Source organism: Pauljensenia sp. C0254C2 (assembly GCF_056583835.1).
In genome coordinates this window covers 56,733-73,327 of the sequence record NZ_JBWPJO010000002.1, presented here as the reverse complement: position 1 = coordinate 73,327, position 16,595 = coordinate 56,733, and the positions used below count along the sequence as shown (strand labels likewise).

17 protein-coding genes are annotated in these 16,595 nt (G+C 59.3%); 5 read left to right on the top strand and 12 right to left on the bottom strand.

The genetic code is table 11. The annotated features are described in order from the left end of the window. A complete protein-coding gene (gene mtnN / locus AC1DA5_RS01910) occupies positions 1 to 723 on the bottom strand; it encodes a 5'-methylthioadenosine/S-adenosylhomocysteine nucleosidase (RefSeq protein ID WP_058237922.1) in 723 nt (240 codons plus the stop codon). 121 nt (positions 724 to 844) lie between these two features. Here mtnN and AC1DA5_RS01905 point away from each other — a divergent pair, with 121 nt between their 5' ends. Next, positions 845 to 2,317, top strand: coding sequence for a mannitol dehydrogenase family protein (locus AC1DA5_RS01905; protein WP_092648954.1), 1,473 nt, complete (start codon positions 845 to 847; stop codon positions 2,315 to 2,317). Positions 2,318 to 2,320: 3 nt separating this feature from the next. On the opposite strand, the gene ppgK is transcribed toward AC1DA5_RS01905, so the two are convergent. From ppgK to AC1DA5_RS01870, 7 genes are all read right to left on the bottom strand, one after another. Then, positions 2,321 to 3,073: a polyphosphate--glucose phosphotransferase gene (ppgK, locus tag AC1DA5_RS01900; RefSeq protein WP_092649159.1), complete on the bottom strand. Its 753-nt coding sequence runs from the start codon at positions 3,071 to 3,073 to the stop codon at positions 2,321 to 2,323. A 150-nt stretch (positions 3,074 to 3,223) separates the two neighbouring features. Next, the gene (locus AC1DA5_RS01895; RefSeq protein WP_092648955.1) at positions 3,224 to 4,501 is read right to left on the bottom strand and encodes a CehA/McbA family metallohydrolase; all 1,278 of its coding nucleotides are present in this window, start codon (positions 4,499 to 4,501) and stop codon (positions 3,224 to 3,226) included. Continuing rightward, a complete protein-coding gene (locus AC1DA5_RS01890) occupies positions 4,501 to 5,610 on the bottom strand; it encodes an ABC transporter ATP-binding protein (protein ID WP_092648956.1) in 1,110 nt (369 codons plus the stop codon). Before AC1DA5_RS01890 ends, AC1DA5_RS01895 begins: the two co-directional genes overlap by 1 nt. Next, positions 5,607 to 6,449: a carbohydrate ABC transporter permease gene (locus tag AC1DA5_RS01885; RefSeq protein ID WP_092648957.1), complete on the bottom strand. Its 843-nt coding sequence runs from the start codon at positions 6,447 to 6,449 to the stop codon at positions 5,607 to 5,609. Before AC1DA5_RS01885 ends, AC1DA5_RS01890 begins: the two co-directional genes overlap by 4 nt. Then, the gene (locus AC1DA5_RS01880; RefSeq protein WP_092649160.1) at positions 6,446 to 7,342 is read right to left on the bottom strand and encodes a carbohydrate ABC transporter permease; all 897 of its coding nucleotides are present in this window, start codon (positions 7,340 to 7,342) and stop codon (positions 6,446 to 6,448) included. Before AC1DA5_RS01880 ends, AC1DA5_RS01885 begins: the two co-directional genes overlap by 4 nt. Before the next feature lie 4 nt (positions 7,343 to 7,346). Beyond that, positions 7,347 to 8,783: an extracellular solute-binding protein gene (locus AC1DA5_RS01875; protein WP_480289103.1), complete on the bottom strand. Its 1,437-nt coding sequence runs from the start codon at positions 8,781 to 8,783 to the stop codon at positions 7,347 to 7,349. A gap of 237 nt (positions 8,784 to 9,020) precedes the next feature. After that, entirely contained in the window at positions 9,021 to 10,259 is a 1,239-nt protein-coding gene (locus tag AC1DA5_RS01870) for an ROK family transcriptional regulator (protein WP_092648959.1), read from the bottom strand. 110 nt (positions 10,260 to 10,369) lie between these two features. On the opposite strand from AC1DA5_RS01870, the gene AC1DA5_RS01865 reads away from it, so the two are divergent. The 4 genes from AC1DA5_RS01865 to AC1DA5_RS01850 are packed head-to-tail and all read left to right on the top strand — an operon-like array spanning position 10,370 to position 14,803. Next, entirely contained in the window at positions 10,370 to 12,016 is a 1,647-nt protein-coding gene (locus AC1DA5_RS01865) for an L-serine ammonia-lyase (protein WP_092648960.1), read from the top strand. Between the two features lie 16 nt (positions 12,017 to 12,032). Beyond that, positions 12,033 to 12,857 carry a hypothetical protein gene (locus tag AC1DA5_RS01860; protein WP_092648961.1) on the top strand — a complete coding sequence of 275 codons (825 nt, stop codon included), beginning with the start codon at positions 12,033 to 12,035 and terminating at the stop codon, positions 12,855 to 12,857. 28 nt (positions 12,858 to 12,885) lie between these two features. Next, the gene (gene gluQRS / locus AC1DA5_RS01855) at positions 12,886 to 13,947 is read left to right on the top strand and encodes a tRNA glutamyl-Q(34) synthetase GluQRS (protein WP_480289102.1); all 1,062 of its coding nucleotides are present in this window, start codon (positions 12,886 to 12,888) and stop codon (positions 13,945 to 13,947) included. A 19-nt stretch (positions 13,948 to 13,966) separates the two neighbouring features. Then, positions 13,967 to 14,803, top strand: coding sequence for a tyrosine-type recombinase/integrase (locus tag AC1DA5_RS01850; protein WP_480289101.1), 837 nt, complete (start codon positions 13,967 to 13,969; stop codon positions 14,801 to 14,803). Here the strand turns inward: AC1DA5_RS01850 and AC1DA5_RS01845 are convergent. Genes AC1DA5_RS01845 through AC1DA5_RS01830 form a run of 4 tightly spaced genes read right to left on the bottom strand, consistent with a single transcriptional unit; the run spans position 14,800 to position 16,590 of the window. Then, positions 14,800 to 15,123: a hypothetical protein gene (locus tag AC1DA5_RS01845; RefSeq protein ID WP_480289100.1), complete on the bottom strand. Its 324-nt coding sequence runs from the start codon at positions 15,121 to 15,123 to the stop codon at positions 14,800 to 14,802. The two genes, AC1DA5_RS01850 and AC1DA5_RS01845, sit on opposite strands and share 4 nt — an antisense overlap. A gap of 11 nt (positions 15,124 to 15,134) precedes the next feature. Beyond that, positions 15,135 to 15,383, bottom strand: coding sequence for a phage holin (locus tag AC1DA5_RS01840; RefSeq protein ID WP_480289099.1), 249 nt, complete (start codon positions 15,381 to 15,383; stop codon positions 15,135 to 15,137). Continuing rightward, positions 15,383 to 16,132, bottom strand: coding sequence for a peptidoglycan recognition protein family protein (locus AC1DA5_RS01835; RefSeq protein WP_480289098.1), 750 nt, complete (start codon positions 16,130 to 16,132; stop codon positions 15,383 to 15,385). Before AC1DA5_RS01835 ends, AC1DA5_RS01840 begins: the two co-directional genes overlap by 1 nt. Positions 16,133 to 16,134: 2 nt before the next feature. Further along, entirely contained in the window at positions 16,135 to 16,590 is a 456-nt protein-coding gene (locus tag AC1DA5_RS01830; RefSeq protein WP_480289097.1) for a hypothetical protein, read from the bottom strand. Positions 16,591 to 16,595 lie beyond the last annotated feature (5 nt).

Below are 16,595 nucleotides of genomic sequence, written 5' to 3'. Positions count from 1 at the left end.
CTATTGTGCCTGATCCACCTGAGTGCCGCCGATCAGGTCGAGCAGCTCACATACCGCTGCGGCAGAGATGCGCGCGGCCTTGTCGCCGTCCATGTGGAAGTCCTGGCCGGCCTGCGGGCCGCACAGGTCGGATACCGCCCGCATGCTGATCCAGGGGGTGCGTGTGCCGAAACAGACCTGAGCTACACCGGCTGTTTCCATGTCGGTCGCCAGCGCTGCAGGGAAACGAGTGCGAACAGTGTGGACAGTGCGCGCGGTGACAAATGAATCGGCGGAAATGACCTGGCCGGCGCACACACCCTCGACACGGGCGGCACATGCCGCAGCGCGCTGCCCTGCAGTGTATTCCGGAGGCATCTGCGGAATCTGGCCGGGTGCGTACCCGAATTCTGTGGCATCGGCACTGGAATACACGGTGCTGGTACCGACGATGACGTCACCCACCTGGGCTTCCTCATCCAGGCCACCGCATGTTCCGGCAACAACGACTAACGCAGTCGCCGGGTCCTCGACGAATGTGAGTGCGCGGGCTGTGGCGCTCGCAGCATTCGCCAGGCCGATACCGGATTCGACCACCACGACGTCGTGGCCGCGCAGTGTCCCTCGCGTAAAGACCTGCTGGTGAGTGTCAGCATGGCCGATAATGTGGCGGGTGGCGCCTGGCTCAAGCTGGTCGACAAACGGTGCTGCTTCCATCGCCATGGCGCACTGGATAAAGATCATCACGCACGTATTATCGCCGGCCTGCAATCCTGCCGCCACCTTTGGATATACGTGTGTCCTACACTGGAAATGTCAGGGACAACGGAAAAATCTCCAAGTTTAAGATCAGAGGGAGCCACAGATGACGTTACCCGCGCACAGCGATCTTGCACCCACATACTCACGCTCACCGAAATCCGAGCCACGCAATGTGATCGTGCATTTCGGAATGGGAAACTTTCATCGAGCTCACCAGGCCGCCTACCTTGATGAACTGTTGAGTCAGCATGATGATGACGTGCCGGAGTGGGGCATCTGCGGTGTAGGCGTGCTGGAGCGAGACCGACGTATGCACGATGCTCTGCATGCGCAGGACTGCATGTACACTCTGGTCCTCAAAGCACCCGATGGCTCGTACGATGCGCGCGTGATCGGCTCGATCATGGATCACATGCTGGCGGTAGACGATACTCAGGCAGTGCTCGACGTGCTTGCAGCTCCCTCGACCCGCATTGTGTCGCTGACGATCACCGAGGGAGGCTACCCGATCGATGATGCGACCGGTGAATTCGCCCCGGATGACGCTGCGCGTGAGGACGGTCAGTCACCTCAGTCGCCTCACACGCCATTCGGATTGATCGTCGAGGCACTCAGGCTGCGCCGCGAGCGCGCAATTGAACCGTTCACCGTACTGTCGTGCGACAACCTGCCGGGCAACGGTCACATTGCGCACGATTCAGCCTGTGGGCAGGCAGCACTGTCGGATCAGGAGCTGGCGCAGTGGATCGACGACAATGTTGCGTTCCCGAACTGCATGGTCGACCGGATCACGCCCGTGACCACTGACGAAGATCGCGAACTGGTCGAACAGCAGTGGGGGATCGAAGATGCGTGGCCGGTTGGCGCTGAACCGTTCATTCAGTGGGTTATTGAAGACAAGTTCCCGGCAGGCCGCCCGCAGTGGGAAGAAGTCGGCGCCCAGATGGTCACGGACGTGGTGCCCTACGAGCTGATGAAGCTCCGCCTGCTCAACGCCGCCCACCAGATGCTCGCACACTGGGGCCGCCTGTTGGGAATGACCTACGCGCATGAGGCCGCTGAAGATCCGGACATTGAAGCTGTGACGCGCGCCTACCTGGAGCGTGAAGCGCTGCCCACCCTGCGCCCCGTGCCGGGCATCAACCTCGACCAGTATGTCGATACGCTTTTCGAGCGCTTCACCAATCACGCCATTGCTGACACGCTGAATCGTCTGGCCGAAGACGCATCGGACCGCGTGCCCAAATTCGTTCTGCCGGCTCTGCGCGGATGCATCGAGCAGGGTCGCCCGGTTGATCTGGGTGCGGCGATGTGTGCGGCGTGGGCGCTCACACTGGAAGGCAACGACGAGGACGGCGCGCCGATCACCATCAACGACCAGTATCGGGATCGCCTGATCTCGCTGGCGCAGCAGCAAAAGGCCGGAAATACGCGCGCTTTGCTGAGCGATGCCCGCCTGTTCGGCGAGCTGGAATCAACCAGTGAGTTTGCGGATCGCTTCGAACACTGGCTGCACGCAATTCGGCGCGACGGTGCCCGCGCCGTCATGCGTGAGCTGATTGCTCAGGCGAACTGACGCTTAGCGGGCTGCCTCACCGGCAGCACACGCAACTCCGATGATTCCGGCGAGGTTACCCAGCTTCGCCGGAATGATCGGTGTCTTCAGGTCCAGCAACGGCAGGAACTTGTCGTGATTTTCCGACACGCCGCCCCCTACGACAAACAGGTCAGGTGAAAAGAGCATTTCGACATGCGAGTAGTAGCGCTGGAGACGCTCTGCCCACTGCTCCCACGTCAGGTTGTACACCGTCTTCTGGCGGGCTGACGCGTGTGACTCGGCGTCACGCCCGTCAATTTCAAGGTGTCCCAGCTCGGTGTTGGGAACCAGTGTGCCGTCAATGAACATGCCGGATCCGATGCCCGTTCCCTGCGTGGTGACAATGACAACGCCTCCTACGCCGGCGCCTGCACCAAAGCGAACCTCTGCCAGGCCGGCTGCGTCGGCATCGTTAATGACGACGGTGGGCCGTCCCAGCTGAGTGGAGAATCGTTCCTCGGCGTTGATGCCAACCCATTCCTGGTCAAGGTTCGCCATGAAGGGGATCACGCCGTGTTTGATCGGTGCGGGGAAAGAAATGCCGACGGGCACGTCGTCTGCAACGTCAAACTGGTCGATCAGTTGTTGGCATGCGGCGATGACGTGGTCCGGGGTGGCCGGAGCAGGTGTGGGGATTGTGATGGGGTCGCGCAGGACGCGCCCGGTCTTCAGGTCAACGAGTGACCCCTTGACGCCTGATCCACCAATGTCGATTCCAAATGCCTGGGTAGCCATGGGACCTGCTCCGCTCTTCATGCCACGATTGTTTACTTACCGATCTTACTATTCCACCACGTCGCCCTCAGTGCGAACATCTTCAAACGCGTTATGCCTCATTCGTGCAGAATTCGGCAGCCACGTGGTGCGGTTTCATGCGCAGCGCACTCACCCGCACAGAGCCAGTACGCGGCGGTCTGCTCCTTCCAGGCGGAACGGCCCAAAGCGGCGCGGCGCGGCGAGGCGTTGATTCTGGTCGGTGACACAGATGCGCTCCCCCAAACGGTCGACCATAACGGTACCGACCGCATCGACAGCGATAATCCCGTCTTCATCCAGCCGAATCATTGTCGGAATATCGAACAGGATCGGACGTGCTTCATTTTCGCTGACCATCCGTGCCGCCGCTGTGATGGTAGTACGTCCCGCTTTCATCGCGTCGATCAGCGCCTCGGGCGTACATTCTTCAGCTGCCAGCCATGTGGTCGGCATACCGGGGCGCAGCGGTGTGGAGTAATGATGGAAGTCTCCTCCGCCCATCACCACCACATCGTGTTTCCAGCGGGCATGCCACGCCAGGATCGAGGTGTCAGTCGGGCGCAGGTACCAGCTTCCGTGATACAGCTCCGCGCCTGGTGGTTCCGTCTCCAGTGGATGCAGCCACGAGCAGTCATCGGACACCGGGTGATTAATGGACATGAATGCGTCACGCTCAGCAGCTTCGTCCACCCACCGTTGCGCCGGCTGACGAAAATCGATAAAGCCGACCTGGCCCCACGCGTTGGCGTGCCCGCGGTGCGTTGTCATCTCCTGACCGGGAATCAGCGTAATTCCGTGGCGAGCACTGACAGCCGCCAGGTGGGGATGGTGGCTCACTGTGTTGTGATCCGTGCAGCCGAGGTAGTCAAGGCCGGAGGCGACGCCCTCGTTCGCGAGTTGCCACAGCGACAATTGCCCGTCGGAATGCAGGCAGTGATTATGCGGGTCACCTGCGTACCACGTCAGTCCGGGCGGGGCAGGCAGTCCGCGTTCACTGCCGCGCACCTCACGGTGGATCGGCTCATCGGCCGGTCCGTGGTCAATGGATCCGCTGGCGGGTGTGCGCACGCACACCGTCACGTCGCACCCGTGCGAAGGGACAGTATGAAGTCCGAGGACGACTGCCCACGTGCCCGACTCCAGGTCACCGGGAATGTAGCCCGGCGTGGCGTCGCTACGGGCAATGATGAAGCTGGTGCGCGCACCGCCGGACCATCCGCGCCAACCTTGCGGTGATTCGCAGCCCATGTCGATACCAGCGCCGCCTTCGCGCGAAAAACTCAGTGTCGCTTCGATGGAGTCGAACCCATCAACCTCGAACTCGACGCGCGGGTAACGGTTGGCGGCCTGATCCGCCAGGGTCACGTGGAAGGTGCGTTCAACAAGTGTGCGTTGAGCAGGTGCCATCACTGATCACCTCCGCCAATTCGATGACCTGTTTGAGGATCGAAGACAAGCACCTTTGAGACAGGGAATGCGAACCAGCATTCCTGGTCGACATGGGGAAGCGGACTCTCGGGCACAACTGCCTGGAATCGGTCATCTCCGCAGCGTGCGGTCAGGAGGGCCGAGGCGCCTAGATTCTCCACAGTCGCAATCCTGGCGCGCAGCGCTCCGGGCGTTTCCGTTTGCGACCACGTAACGTATTCGGGACGGATTCCCCATATGACGGGTCGCGGGTCGCTGCCGGGCACGTCAATGCTGATAACCGATGCGGCCAGCGGAATATGGATCCCGAATGCATCCAGCATCGTTACTCCGTTCTCAACCTTGAGCGTCCCAGCATTCAGGTTCATCGGATGCGATCCAATAAAGGACGCCACAAAAGCATTCTCTGGCGAGTGAAACACCTCGCGGGGCGTTCCTACCTGTTGGATCTTCCCGTCCTTCATCACTGCAATACGATCTGCCAAAGCGAGCGCTTCAGCCTGATCATGCGTAACGAACACCGAAGTCAGACCAAGCTCACGCTGAAGCTCCTTCAGGAAGGATCGCGCCTCAAGACGTAACCGAGCGTCGAGGTTTGACAGCGGTTCGTCCAGCAGCAGGACGTCAGGACGGGTGGCGATCGCACGGGCCAGAGCGACACGCTGCTGCTGTCCGCCTGATAGCTGGGCGGGTCTGCGTTCAAGCAAATGCTCCAGTGAAAGTCGTTTACCAGTTGTTTCGGCCGCTTCGCGGCGAACCTCTCGTGAGGCCCGGCGGACCTTAAGCGGGTAGGAGATATTGTCGGAAATATTCATATGCGGGAACAGTGCGTAGTCCTGGAAGACCATCGCTACGCCTCGATCACCCGGCTCCACCTCCGTCATGTCGTCGCCGTTGATTTCAAGTGAGCCCCCGGTAAGTTGCTCGAGACCTGCTATGAGGCGAAGTAAAGTGGTCTTGCCGCAACCCGACGGGCCAAGCAGCGCGAAAAATTCACCCTCATGAATGTTCATGGAAACTGAGTTCACGGCACGCACCCCGTTCGGGAATTCTTTGACCAGCTGGCGCATTGAAACGGTCTCAGTCATGATTTGATTCCTCCGTAGAAGCGAAAACCGAAACGACGGTTCACAAAGAAATAGATCAGCAACACCGGCAACGCGAAAACCAGTGCGAATACAGACAGGAGCCGTAGATCCACCTGCCCCGCCTCCGTGTAGAAGGTGTACATCACTACTGCTGCTGGCTGCTTGCTGGGATCACGCAACAGGATGAACGGAACAAGGAAGTTACCCCACACCTGCACAACCGTCCAGATTGCCACGAATGCTATACCGGGCCGGGCAATGGGGATCACAACGTCCCACAGGATACGTGCAGGACCTGCGCCGGCCAATCGCGCGGATTCTTCATAAGACTTAGGGACAGAGTCCATGAAGTCTTTCAGAATGAAAATGACGGTAGGCAGCATGCCTCCGGTGAGAACCAGGATGACACCTGTGTGTGTATCGATCAGCCCAATGGCATTCATCAGTTGAAAGGTGGGAACCATGGCGGCAGTGCCCGTCACGATGGATGAAAGCAGAAGCATGCCGTAGAGCAATCCGTCTCGCATGGGAATGCGCACCCGTGAAAGTGCGTATGACGCAAGGGTGCCTCCAACGACTGTCAGCAGCATCGTCCCACCGGCAATGATCAGGGAATTGACGATTGACGCAAACGCATACGGATTGTCAGCCAGACGATGAAAGTTGGCCAAAGACCATTCGGGCATCTTCAACGCCATCGTCGGGTTCTCATCGAAAGGTGCGATGAAAAGCCACGTCAGTGGAAGTGCAAAGAACACTCCAATGAACCCAAGCAGAATTGAAAAAACGATTCTGTGCAGGACATGTCGACCATGTGCGCCTATGGACGTCGTGCTCATGGAGTCTTCTTTCCGCGTCCCACCCGCATATAGATCAGGGCAATGATGAGGTTGATCCCCAGCATGAGTACTGACAGTGCTGCTCCCAAGCCCAGCTTTCCGCCCGGAATTGCTGTTTTGTAGATATATACCGAAAGGATTTCCGTCTTGCGACCCGGGCCTCCGGCGGTCAGGAGGAAGGGCGTAAATGTATTGAATGTCCACAACGTGATCATCAGGGTATTCGTGAGAATATGGCCACGGATGGTAGGAATCACCACGTCATTGAGCTGACGGAGGGGTGACGCACCAGCCATCCTGGCACTTTCCAGCAGCGAGGGAGCCACCGATGACAGAGCGGACGAGAAAAGCTGCATCGAGAACGCCGTTCCACACCAGATGTTGAAAATGATGATGACGGTGAGCGGATGGTCAATGAGCCAAGCGGTGTTCGGGGTGTGCACAAGCGCATTCAGTGTTCCGCCACGCCGGTCAAGCAGAGCGAGCCACACGAATGCGCCGACTGACCCTGGGATAACCCACGCGGCAAGGACGACGGATTCCAAGAGTGTGCGGGCCCACCCTGCAATGCGCCGCGTACTCCACGCGAGGAAGAAACCGGTTACCGTTTGCCCCACCACGCCCGAAAGAGCGACAAAAACAACACTGAGACGCACCGAGTTCCAAAATGAGGGATCTTTCAGTGCGTGAAAATAGTTATCCAGCGCAACGAACTGTGTGTTCGCTGCGGCGCTGCCTGTCAGCCTGAAGTTCGTCATGCCTAGCACAATCGTCCAGACAGCCGGAAACAGGAGGAACAACGCGATAAGCACGAGCGCCGGAATGACGAATGCGCTAGCTCGGGCTTTCCCGAGCCCCGCAACGTCATCGGCGCGTACGCGGCGACGTTTCATGGTGTCAGTTCGCACTCGCGACCGCTTCGGCTCCGACGATTCCTTCAAGCGTGGACACATACGTGGCAAGGGCATCGTCAATGGACACGCCTGCGACAACGTCCTCAGTGAGCTGCTGGATGGCGACAGAAACCTCCGGGTACTCAGCTACGCCTGGACGATAGGACGTAATCGGCAGAACGTTTTCCGAAACATAGGTGAGCATGGGTTCGTTGGGCAGGAGCTTTTCATTAACATCGAGCCGCGGAGAGATTGACAACGTGCCTTTTGCCCGCACCTCGAAAGCCTCCGGTGAGCTCATAAACGTCAATAATTCCCATGCTTCTTCAGGGTGCGCACTGGCAGGATTGAGAACCCTGGCGACACCACCTGACATTGAAACGAAGTCCTGCGAGCGCACGCCCTTTCCTGGCTGCATCGCCGGAATCAGCGTGTATCCGACAACTTCCTCACGGTTCTCAATCGGAGCTGTTCCCACGCCTTCAGCCGGGTTGATCACTGACCGCCACAGGTAATCGCCTTCAAGAAGAATACCGATCTTACCGGCCGCAAATTCAGCGAAGGAATTATCACGCCCAGCGCTCTCCTGCTGCAGGATCGGGTCACCAAGTTCTTCATCAACATAGATGGTCTTGTAAAGGTTCACAACTGCGCGCATCCCAGGGGTATCGCCGCGCCATTTGCCATTTTCCCACAGCTGCTCCCCGGTTCCCACCAGCATTGGGAGGAAGCCCTGCATTGTGGTCGCTTCACCCATTGCCGTACCGGCATTGAGCTGGATCGGTGTGATTCCATCCAGTTTTTTCAGTTGGCGTGCCGCATCGAGAACGTCATTCCACGACTTCGGTTCCCACGGTTCAGGAAGCCCAGCCTTAGCGAAGAGCTCCCTGTTGTAGTAAAGGACGCGGCCATCAGCGCCCACCGGAACACCATACAGCTCATCGTTGAAGGACGCGGCATTTTGAACAGCTTCAGGGATCTGCTCCCAGCCATCCCACTGGCTAACCGCATCTCCTACAACCTCTTTCAGCGGCTTAATGTAGCCTGCCTCCGCGAATTCCCCGATCCAGATTCCGTCCAGTCCGACCACGTCAGCGCTCTTGCCTGATTCAAAGTCGAGCGCAATCTTGGTTTTGTAGTCTTCATCGCCAACCCCCTGCGGGATGAACGTCACCGTCACATCTTTACCCGCCTGAGCCTGAGCTTTTTCGAATTCGGGAATAACCCAGTCCTGAATCCATTCGGCTTCAGCCGCTCCCTTGCCTCCGGCAATCGAGTTGGCAGTGATCGACAGCGAAATGGCTCCCCCATCTTCGCCCGAGGATTGCCCCGCATCCGGCTGATCGCTTTCGCCGCCTGAACCCGATGAACATGCGGTGATGAAAGTACACGTTGCTGCAGTTAACAAAGCTGTGTGAACAAGACGATTGTGACGCTTCATGATGTGAAAACCTCTTTTACGCGTGAGCTGTATTGGTACAAATTCTGATTGTCAGATTGTCAGATTGTCAGATGGTGTTCACTGTCTGATCCGAAGGGGCCGCCGCGTCAAAAGAACAGGCACGCGGCGAGCTGTTCTTCGAGTCACACCCAGTCTTATTCGCACTCACCTACTTGTCAACCAGGATGCGACATTCATCCGAAACATCTCGTCGCGTGCCGTCAGCACATGGTGTGCTCAGTCTCTGTTCGGCATATCCTCCATGCGCGTGCGTCGCGAACGTGGCGTGTACCTGCGGTCCAGAACGACGGCTGCTGCGCCGATGGCGCCGGCATCCTCGTCCATAATCGACTCCATGATCTGCACGTCACGGTGACGCTGAGTTGCGGACTCCGCCAGCAGATCCTCCACAGCTTTCTGGTAGTAGGGCTGCAGTTCCTTGAAATACGGACCGCCCAGCACGATCAGGTCAGCATCAATGAGTTCTACTGCCCCCACCGTCAGGGTTGCGATACGCTGCGCAGCTGCCTGGAGGATGTCGCGTGCTTCCTGGTTGCCATTTTCGGCCTTGTCACACACCTGGTGCAGAGCTTCGCGCACAGCGTGGTGGTCGGCGCGCGGCGGAAGATCACCGTCGATGGCACCCTTTCCGTGAGCCCGCTCTACAAGCAGAGCAGGATCGTTGTCGAGGCCACCGTCGCTATCCTCTTCGAACATGCCCAGCGTCTTCAGGATTGTGCCCACTTCACCGGAGTTACCGGACGCTCCGGCAAGCGGCTCACCGTCAACGGCCAGTCCCAAGCCAATACCGGCGCCGAGGTAGACGAAGACCATCGTTGAATCCAAGATGTCGCCACCGCGCACCCAGCATTCACCGATCGATGCCGAAATCGTGTCTTTGACAACCGGAATGGGCTTTTCAGCTCCCAGCCCTTCCGCCAGCAGTGCACCCAGCGGTGCGTCCTGCCATTCAGGAAGCCAGACGGATTCCCTAAGCGATCCGTTCGCCACGTCAACAACTCCAGGCACTGCCATGCACACGCCGACAATTCTGTCTTCCGGAACACCGGTTCGTTCCGCCAGCTCCCGGATCCTTCCGGCAGTCTGCTTCATCGCCTCAACCGGATCAGCCAAGGTTGGCTCATCGGAATCGCTGGAAGCAACGACACGGCCTTTCATATCGAGCATAACCAGGCTGGTCACCGCCGGATCGACGTGAACGCCGATCGAGTAGGCAGCTTCCGGGACCAGATCAACGATGACGTGGGGACGCCCTCGTCCACGAAAGTCCGTACCGATTTCCCTGAGGACGTCGATGGACAGAAGGTGGCGAACGATTGCCGACACAGTTTGAACCGATAGCTGGGTGCTTGCGGCAATATCACGCTGGCTCGCAGGCCCCAGACGTCTTAAAGCATTTAGGACAACTTTTTCGTTATATTGACCAACTTCTACCAGACTGGTCCCGATTCTCATCTTCCCCTCCGTTAGATTATTGAGCGACCATCCGCAACGGTGGCAGCAACAAACATAATCACCTACTACTTTACGCAACTTGAAGTCCAATTAGGCGGCACAATAGGCCTATGCACAGGATTAACGACCATTATTTCAACCGGGGGCAGGCAGTTGTTGCTCAGGGAGGGGCTGAAGAGCCTACCCCTGCGTCACTCCTGGCCGGCGCCGTCAGTGCAGCGGACGCGCCGCACCCCCTGTCGGTCTTCGATCTATTTCGCATTGGGATTGGGCCTTCCTCGTCCCACACGGTTGGCCCGATGCGCGCGGGGCTGGCCTTTGCCACCGAGCTGGAGTACACCGACACTGCACCCGAACGAATCACAGTGGACCTGTACGGGTCGCTGGCAGCAACTGGACGAGGCCACAACACCGACCGAGCCACGTTGTTGGGACTGGCTGGCTACGACCCGGAAACCGTGAACATCACCACCGTCGAATCGCTCTTCCCCACGGTCAGCCGCACAGGAATTTTGCCCGTGGGTGCCCACCGCTCCGTGTTCTTCGACATCGCGCGCGATATTCGTTTCGAACCTGAAACGATCCTGCCGTACCACGTCAACGCGCTGACCATCACGGCGTGGGCAGACCAGATGTATCGGCGCATTGCGCGCAGGCGCACCTTCTACTCCATCGGCGGCGGTTTCGTCATGATGCAAACCAACGATGACACCGCCCATCCGGAGGTGACATCCCTCGTAGCTCCCGATGCTGCCGACATTCACGGCTGCCAGGCTCCCTATCCCTTTGCATCTGGTCGCGAGCTGCTGGATCAGTGCGCATCCCGGCAGCTGTCCATCGCAGATCTCGTCTACGCCAATGAGCGGTCGATGCGTCCAACCGAAATGGTCGACGGGTACATTGACCGCATCGCCGCGACGATGTTCAGCTGCATCGAAGCGGGAATCAGCGCGACCGGGATCCTGCCGGGCGGACTCGATGTGCGTCGACGCGCCCACACATTGTTCACTCAACTGTGCGCCCAAGGTAACCGCCCTCAGCATGGCAATTCTGCAGCACCATCGTGGGCCGAGCGACCTGACGATCCGATGCGCGCAATCGACTGGGTCAACCTGTTTGCACTGGCTGTCAATGAGGAAAATGCGTCAGGTCACCAGATCGTCACTGCTCCGACGAACGGAGCAGCCGGCGTCATCCCCGCCGTGCTCGGATACCTTGTGTCGTATTGCCCTGAGGCGGGGGCCACCACGTTTACGCCCAGCGTCGACTCATCTCTGTTCGCCAGTGATGACGAGGGCGGCTCGGGTATGCGCCGCACCCGAGCCATACGCCAATTCCTGCTCGCAGCCACGGCCATCGGCGCGCTGATCAAGACGAATGCGTCAATCGCTGGTGCCGAAGTGGGATGCCAGGGTGAAGTGGGATCAGCATCTGCGATGGCTGCAGCCGGACTGGCTCAGGCTCTGGGTGGTTCACCACTCCAGGTGGAAAATGCAGCGGAGATCGCCATGGAGCATTCTTTAGGGTTGACGTGCGATCCTGTGGGAGGTTTGGTGCAGGTTCCATGCATTGAACGCAACGCGATTGCCGCCGTCAAAGCGATCAACGCAGCCCGTATGGCACTATGGGGCGACGGGAGGCACACAGTGAGCCTCGATGCCGTGATCGAAACGATGCGCCAAACCGGTAACGACATGTTGTCGAAATACAAAGAGACGTCAGCTGGCGGATTAGCCGTCAACGTCGTGGAATGCTGAATGAGAAGGTGACGAAATGGCTCCACCACCGAAGCGATACTGGGGCGTGGCGAAAGGCGCGACCCTGATCCTCGGCATCGTCATCATTGCCTTGTCACTTCTTGGCGAGGGAACATGGCGCCTGCGCATGGCACCCACCATATTTGAAACCCGGCACCTGTTCATCGCCGTCGCCGTCTTCTTCGTGGCGACCTGTGCGCACGGCATTTCCCTGTCATATGTACGGGGTCTGTGGCACCACATGGTGGCGTGGTCTGTCGGCGCCATCGCCACAATCGGCATGATCATCGCACTGGCTCACATCGTGGATCAGCGCGTGCCCAATGAACTCAGCGTCCTGGTTCCGCGTCTCGGTATCCTCGCCGTCGGCGTCATCATCGTATGCATCGGGTTGTGGCGCGAGACTGACGCCCTCCACGAGCACAATGATCACAGACAAAACAACTGGTACGTCCGCACCTCGCGGGTTCTGCGAGCCGCCCACTTCTGGACCCCGGAGGAAGCCGAGGCGCAGGTGCGTCTGGCACGTGCCGACCTGCAACACGCCCAGTCGCACCTGACTGAACCGGGTGAGGCCGACGACCTGGATCCGTGGGAGTATTTCGGCACGCCTGAGGAGTATGCCGCGCGTTTGACGTCACGCCCGGAAGTGACATCGAATCCCCTGCGCACTGCCCGCTGGTACTACCTGATGACGGCTCTCGTTCTGGACGGCTGGGCCACGTATCGCACATTCGTCCATCCGATGAACTGGCTCACCGTGGTGTTACACCTGCTGGCCCTGGTCGCGGTCTTCCTGTTCGTATGGGCATCCATCACGTTGCATCAAAGTGGCCGCTAGGCGCCCTCGACAATGAAAGGAGGGACGCATGAGTGAGGTGAAAGCCCTAGGAGCCGGACGTTTCGCGCCTTCTCCGTCGGGGGATCTGCATGTGGGTAATCTGCGCACCGCGGTGCTGGCGTGGCTGTGGGCGAAGGCAACGGGCCGGCGTTTCAAGTTACGCATCGAGGATCTGGACCGGGTGCGCTCAGGAGCAGCTGACTCGCAGATCGCTGACCTGACGGCGCTGGGTCTGATGTGGGATGCGCCAGTCATGTATCAGTCAACCCGCCTGGATGTGCACCGCCGCGCGATCGACTACCTGGTGGAGCAGGGACTGGTTTTCGAGTGCTACTGTTCGCGCCGCGATATTCGTGAGGCTGCGTCGGCTCCCCACCGCCCGCCGGGCCACTATCCCGGCACGTGTCTGAACCTCAGTGATGCGGAACGAGGGCGACGCCGAGCGGCCCTGGCTGAATCTGGCAGGCGTCCGGCGCTGCGGCTGCGCGCCCCGATGGATGAGTGGACCATTCACGATGAGCTCTACGGTGAGGTGCGCGCTCCGGTCGATCATTTTGTCATTCAGCGCTCCGACGGTACGCCCGCCTATAACCTGGCGGTCGTACTGGACGATGCGGCGCAGGGTGTGGATCAGGTGACGCGTGGTGACGACCTGCTCAGTCAGGCGTCGGCGCAGGGAGCGCTGGCCGACATGCTTGGAATCGACCAGGTGAATTTTGTCCATGTCCCGTTGGCGCTCGCCGCAGGCACCGGTCAGCGCCTGGCGAAGCGCGATGGCGCGGTGACGCTGTCGGATCTGCGCAAGCTGGGGTGGACGGTTAGCGACGTCATTGAGTGGATCGGTGAATCACTGGGGGTTCGCGGTGCACGTTCGATCAATGATCTTTCTGACGCGTTGGATCTGTCGGCGCTTCGCGCCTTGCCGCGAGATCCCTGGATGGTGACGCCGCCCTCGCAAATAAAGCAAAACCCCGACCGGTGGATCGCACCGAGCGGGGCCGCTGCGCGCTCGAAGGGACTCGAACCCCCAACCTTCTGTTTGGTGTCCAATAATGTGGTCAACCTCGATGACTACCGGCGCGCTATCTAGCCATATAGCCTGATCAAACATGAAACAGCGAACGATCACACCGGCATGGCAAAAGTCTTTAGCCGAGTGGCGCGCGGCGCTGGTTGCAGCCGGTCGCACACCACAGACCATTGAGACACGCCTTGAGCACATGCGGCGCATGTCGCGGCAAACGGGCGCGCTTTCTCCTGCTCTATTGTCTCGCTCACGCCTTATTGAATGGGCGGGCGGCCACACATGGGCGCGTGAAACACGCCGGTCAATGTATGCGACTATCAAAGCGTTCTACAGATGGGCACTCGAAAGCGGCACAGTCAATGATGACATTTCCGACGCGCTGCCACGGGTAAGGGCTGCTGCTCCTGCTCCACGGCCGGCTGATGAAAGCGCCTACCGCGCGGCACTGGCAGCGGCCAGTCCTCGCACTCACGTTATTTTGCGTCTCGCTGGTGAGGCGGGTCTGAGGCGCGCTGAGATAGCACAGATCAGCACTAAGGATCTTTATCGTGATCTCATGGGCTATTCGCTGAGAGTACACGGCAAGGGCGAGAAAGTGCGCGCGGTGCCCTTGACTGATTCTCTTGCGCGTGAGGTGCGCGGGGTGCTGGCTGATAGCGCCTCTGGCTGGCTGCTGCCCTCTGAGCGCGGCGGGCACCTCTCGCCTCGCTGGGTCGGCAAACTGGCATCACGGGTGCTGCCTGAGCCGTACACGCTGCACACCTTGCGGCACCGGTTCGCCACGTCTGTGTATTCCACTACGTCTGACCTGCTTACCGTGCAACGCCTACTGGGTCACGCCTCAGTAGCGACGACGCAACGCTACGTGGCAATAGATGCCGGGCGGCTGCGTTCTGCTGTGGCTGCTGCAGCAGTCTAGCGGCGCTGCTCTAGCTGATTAATCCGCTCATCATGATGATCAAGCCGGCGCGCGTGCTCGCTTGCTGCATCTGCTAGATCGCGGCGGATTTCGCCTATCTGGTGACCTACCGCGCGCGTGCGCTCGTCTAGGCCGGTCACGGTCGCAGCAACCCCGGTCAAGTGCTTTTCGATGCGGGTCACCTGATCAGCGATACTGCTCCCGTGATCGGGTCGCAATTGCGCCGTGTCCTCTTTCACGCGCCGGGTCTTGGCAAGCGTGGCCAGATTCGCGATGAGTGCGCCTAGGCCGCCTAGGCCGCCTAGCGCGGTGATAATCATGGCCAGATCGTTCATGAGGTCTTAGGCGTGTGTACGAGGGCGGTCGCGGTGCCAAGAATGGCTGACGCAAGGCTAATCCACATAGGCACTACTTCGGCGGTAATAATCCCGTAGGCACCTAATAGGGCAATGACTGCGAGGCATATCCCGTAAAGCCATGCTCTAGCCTGAGGCGTGAGCCATTCAACGCGGCGCGGGGTCAGATCAGCGCGCGGCGCGGGTGGCGCGTCGGCCATATGCCGAGGCGTGTACTCGCTCATTATTCGCTCTCCTTGCCTGTGGTGAGTGTGATCTTGACGTCTTCTAGGGCTTGGGCTACGGCGTCGGTAATTGCGCGCGTGATCGCCTCACCGTCTAGGCCTTTGGCTTGAGAAAGCGCGCTAAGGGCTGCTGATAGTGCGCTGATTTGCGCGGCCTGTTTCTCGATGCGGTCAAGCCTGAGAACGATGTCGCCGGCATATTTGACGCCGGCTTTACCGGGTGTCAGTAAGTCAAGAATTGCTGTGAGTTTGCGGTCTTGGTCGGGTGTCATGTCATCTGTCCTTTCAATGGGTATTGGTTGTCCTGCTTGGATCTGACGGGCGCGCTGGTCTAGCCACGCTAAACGGGTGTAGTAGCGGCCGGGGCACTCGGTCGGCACAATGTCCCGGTGTCCCCTTAGCGGCAAATAGCCATAAGTGCGCCTAATGTCGGCTATCAGTTCGGCTACTGTTTCAAGGTCGCCGGTGCTCATTTCCGGGCGGCACTCAATGCCGATGCTCTCAATGTTGGCTTGCCATGTGCCAGCGTGATAGGCCGTGTTGCTGCACGCTACTAGGCATGTGACGCGGCCAGCGCTTGCGACATAGTGCGCGCTGGTTTCGGCGCGCGTGGCGAAAAAGTCTACAACCCCGCTGTGGGTTTGTCCGTCGGCTCCCCAATGGTGGATCACGATGTAGCGCGGGCGCGCGCCGTCCCTGCCTACCGTGTAGGAGCGGGCTGTGTGCTGGGTTTCGTATCGGTAGGTCATGGCTAGTCCACCACGTACTGAATTCCGTCGAGCATGATCCACCCGCCCTGATGGATCGACGAATTAGAGTAGGTCTGAATATTGATAACGCCCTCGGAATTGATCGACACGTAAATACTGCCGTTGTTGAAATTACACATGGCGATTTGCGCGGCTCCGTACTTCGGGCGCGGGGTGACGTTCGCAATATCGTAATTTCTCCATGCACTCAAGTTAAAGCCGCTTGACACTCGCTTGATTGCGCCGAAAAGTGTTGCGATACCGCCGTTAACGCGGCACACGAGGGCAGATGGATTATTCACGCTTGTAAAAGTCCATCCGGGGCGGGCTGTGAGCGTGCCGGCGTAAGAAAGCGTGTCGATTTTGTCGGCGGCTTGCTTGGCAACGGCGGGGTAATCGGCCACACGGTCGCCGGCAATCGGATACGGGATATTAAGGTTATCTGTGGTAGCTGGCATAGTTA

Coding starts and splice junctions, on each gene's coding strand:
- mtnN (WP_058237922.1), bottom strand. CDS start 723: ATGATCTTTATCCAGTGCGCCATGGCGATGGAAGCAGCACCGTTTGTC.
- AC1DA5_RS01905 (WP_092648954.1), top strand. CDS start 845: ATGACGTTACCCGCGCACAGCGATCTTGCACCCACATACTCACGCTCA.
- ppgK (WP_092649159.1), bottom strand. CDS start 3,073: ATGGCTACCCAGGCATTTGGAATCGACATTGGTGGATCAGGCGTCAAG.
- AC1DA5_RS01895 (WP_092648955.1), bottom strand. CDS start 4,501: ATGGCACCTGCTCAACGCACACTTGTTGAACGCACCTTCCACGTGACC.
- AC1DA5_RS01890 (WP_092648956.1), bottom strand. CDS start 5,610: ATGACTGAGACCGTTTCAATGCGCCAGCTGGTCAAAGAATTCCCGAAC.
- AC1DA5_RS01885 (WP_092648957.1), bottom strand. CDS start 6,449: ATGAGCACGACGTCCATAGGCGCACATGGTCGACATGTCCTGCACAGA.
- AC1DA5_RS01880 (WP_092649160.1), bottom strand. CDS start 7,342: ATGAAACGTCGCCGCGTACGCGCCGATGACGTTGCGGGGCTCGGGAAA.
- AC1DA5_RS01875 (WP_480289103.1), bottom strand. CDS start 8,783: ATGAAGCGTCACAATCGTCTTGTTCACACAGCTTTGTTAACTGCAGCA.
- AC1DA5_RS01870 (WP_092648959.1), bottom strand. CDS start 10,259: ATGAGAATCGGGACCAGTCTGGTAGAAGTTGGTCAATATAACGAAAAA.
- AC1DA5_RS01865 (WP_092648960.1), top strand. CDS start 10,370: ATGCACAGGATTAACGACCATTATTTCAACCGGGGGCAGGCAGTTGTT.
- AC1DA5_RS01860 (WP_092648961.1), top strand. CDS start 12,033: ATGGCTCCACCACCGAAGCGATACTGGGGCGTGGCGAAAGGCGCGACC.
- gluQRS (WP_480289102.1), top strand. CDS start 12,886: ATGAGTGAGGTGAAAGCCCTAGGAGCCGGACGTTTCGCGCCTTCTCCG.
- AC1DA5_RS01850 (WP_480289101.1), top strand. CDS start 13,967: ATGAAACAGCGAACGATCACACCGGCATGGCAAAAGTCTTTAGCCGAG.
- AC1DA5_RS01845 (WP_480289100.1), bottom strand. CDS start 15,123: ATGATTATCACCGCGCTAGGCGGCCTAGGCGGCCTAGGCGCACTCATC.
- AC1DA5_RS01840 (WP_480289099.1), bottom strand. CDS start 15,383: ATGAGCGAGTACACGCCTCGGCATATGGCCGACGCGCCACCCGCGCCG.
- AC1DA5_RS01835 (WP_480289098.1), bottom strand. CDS start 16,132: ATGACCTACCGATACGAAACCCAGCACACAGCCCGCTCCTACACGGTA.
- AC1DA5_RS01830 (WP_480289097.1), bottom strand. CDS start 16,590: ATGCCAGCTACCACAGATAACCTTAATATCCCGTATCCGATTGCCGGC.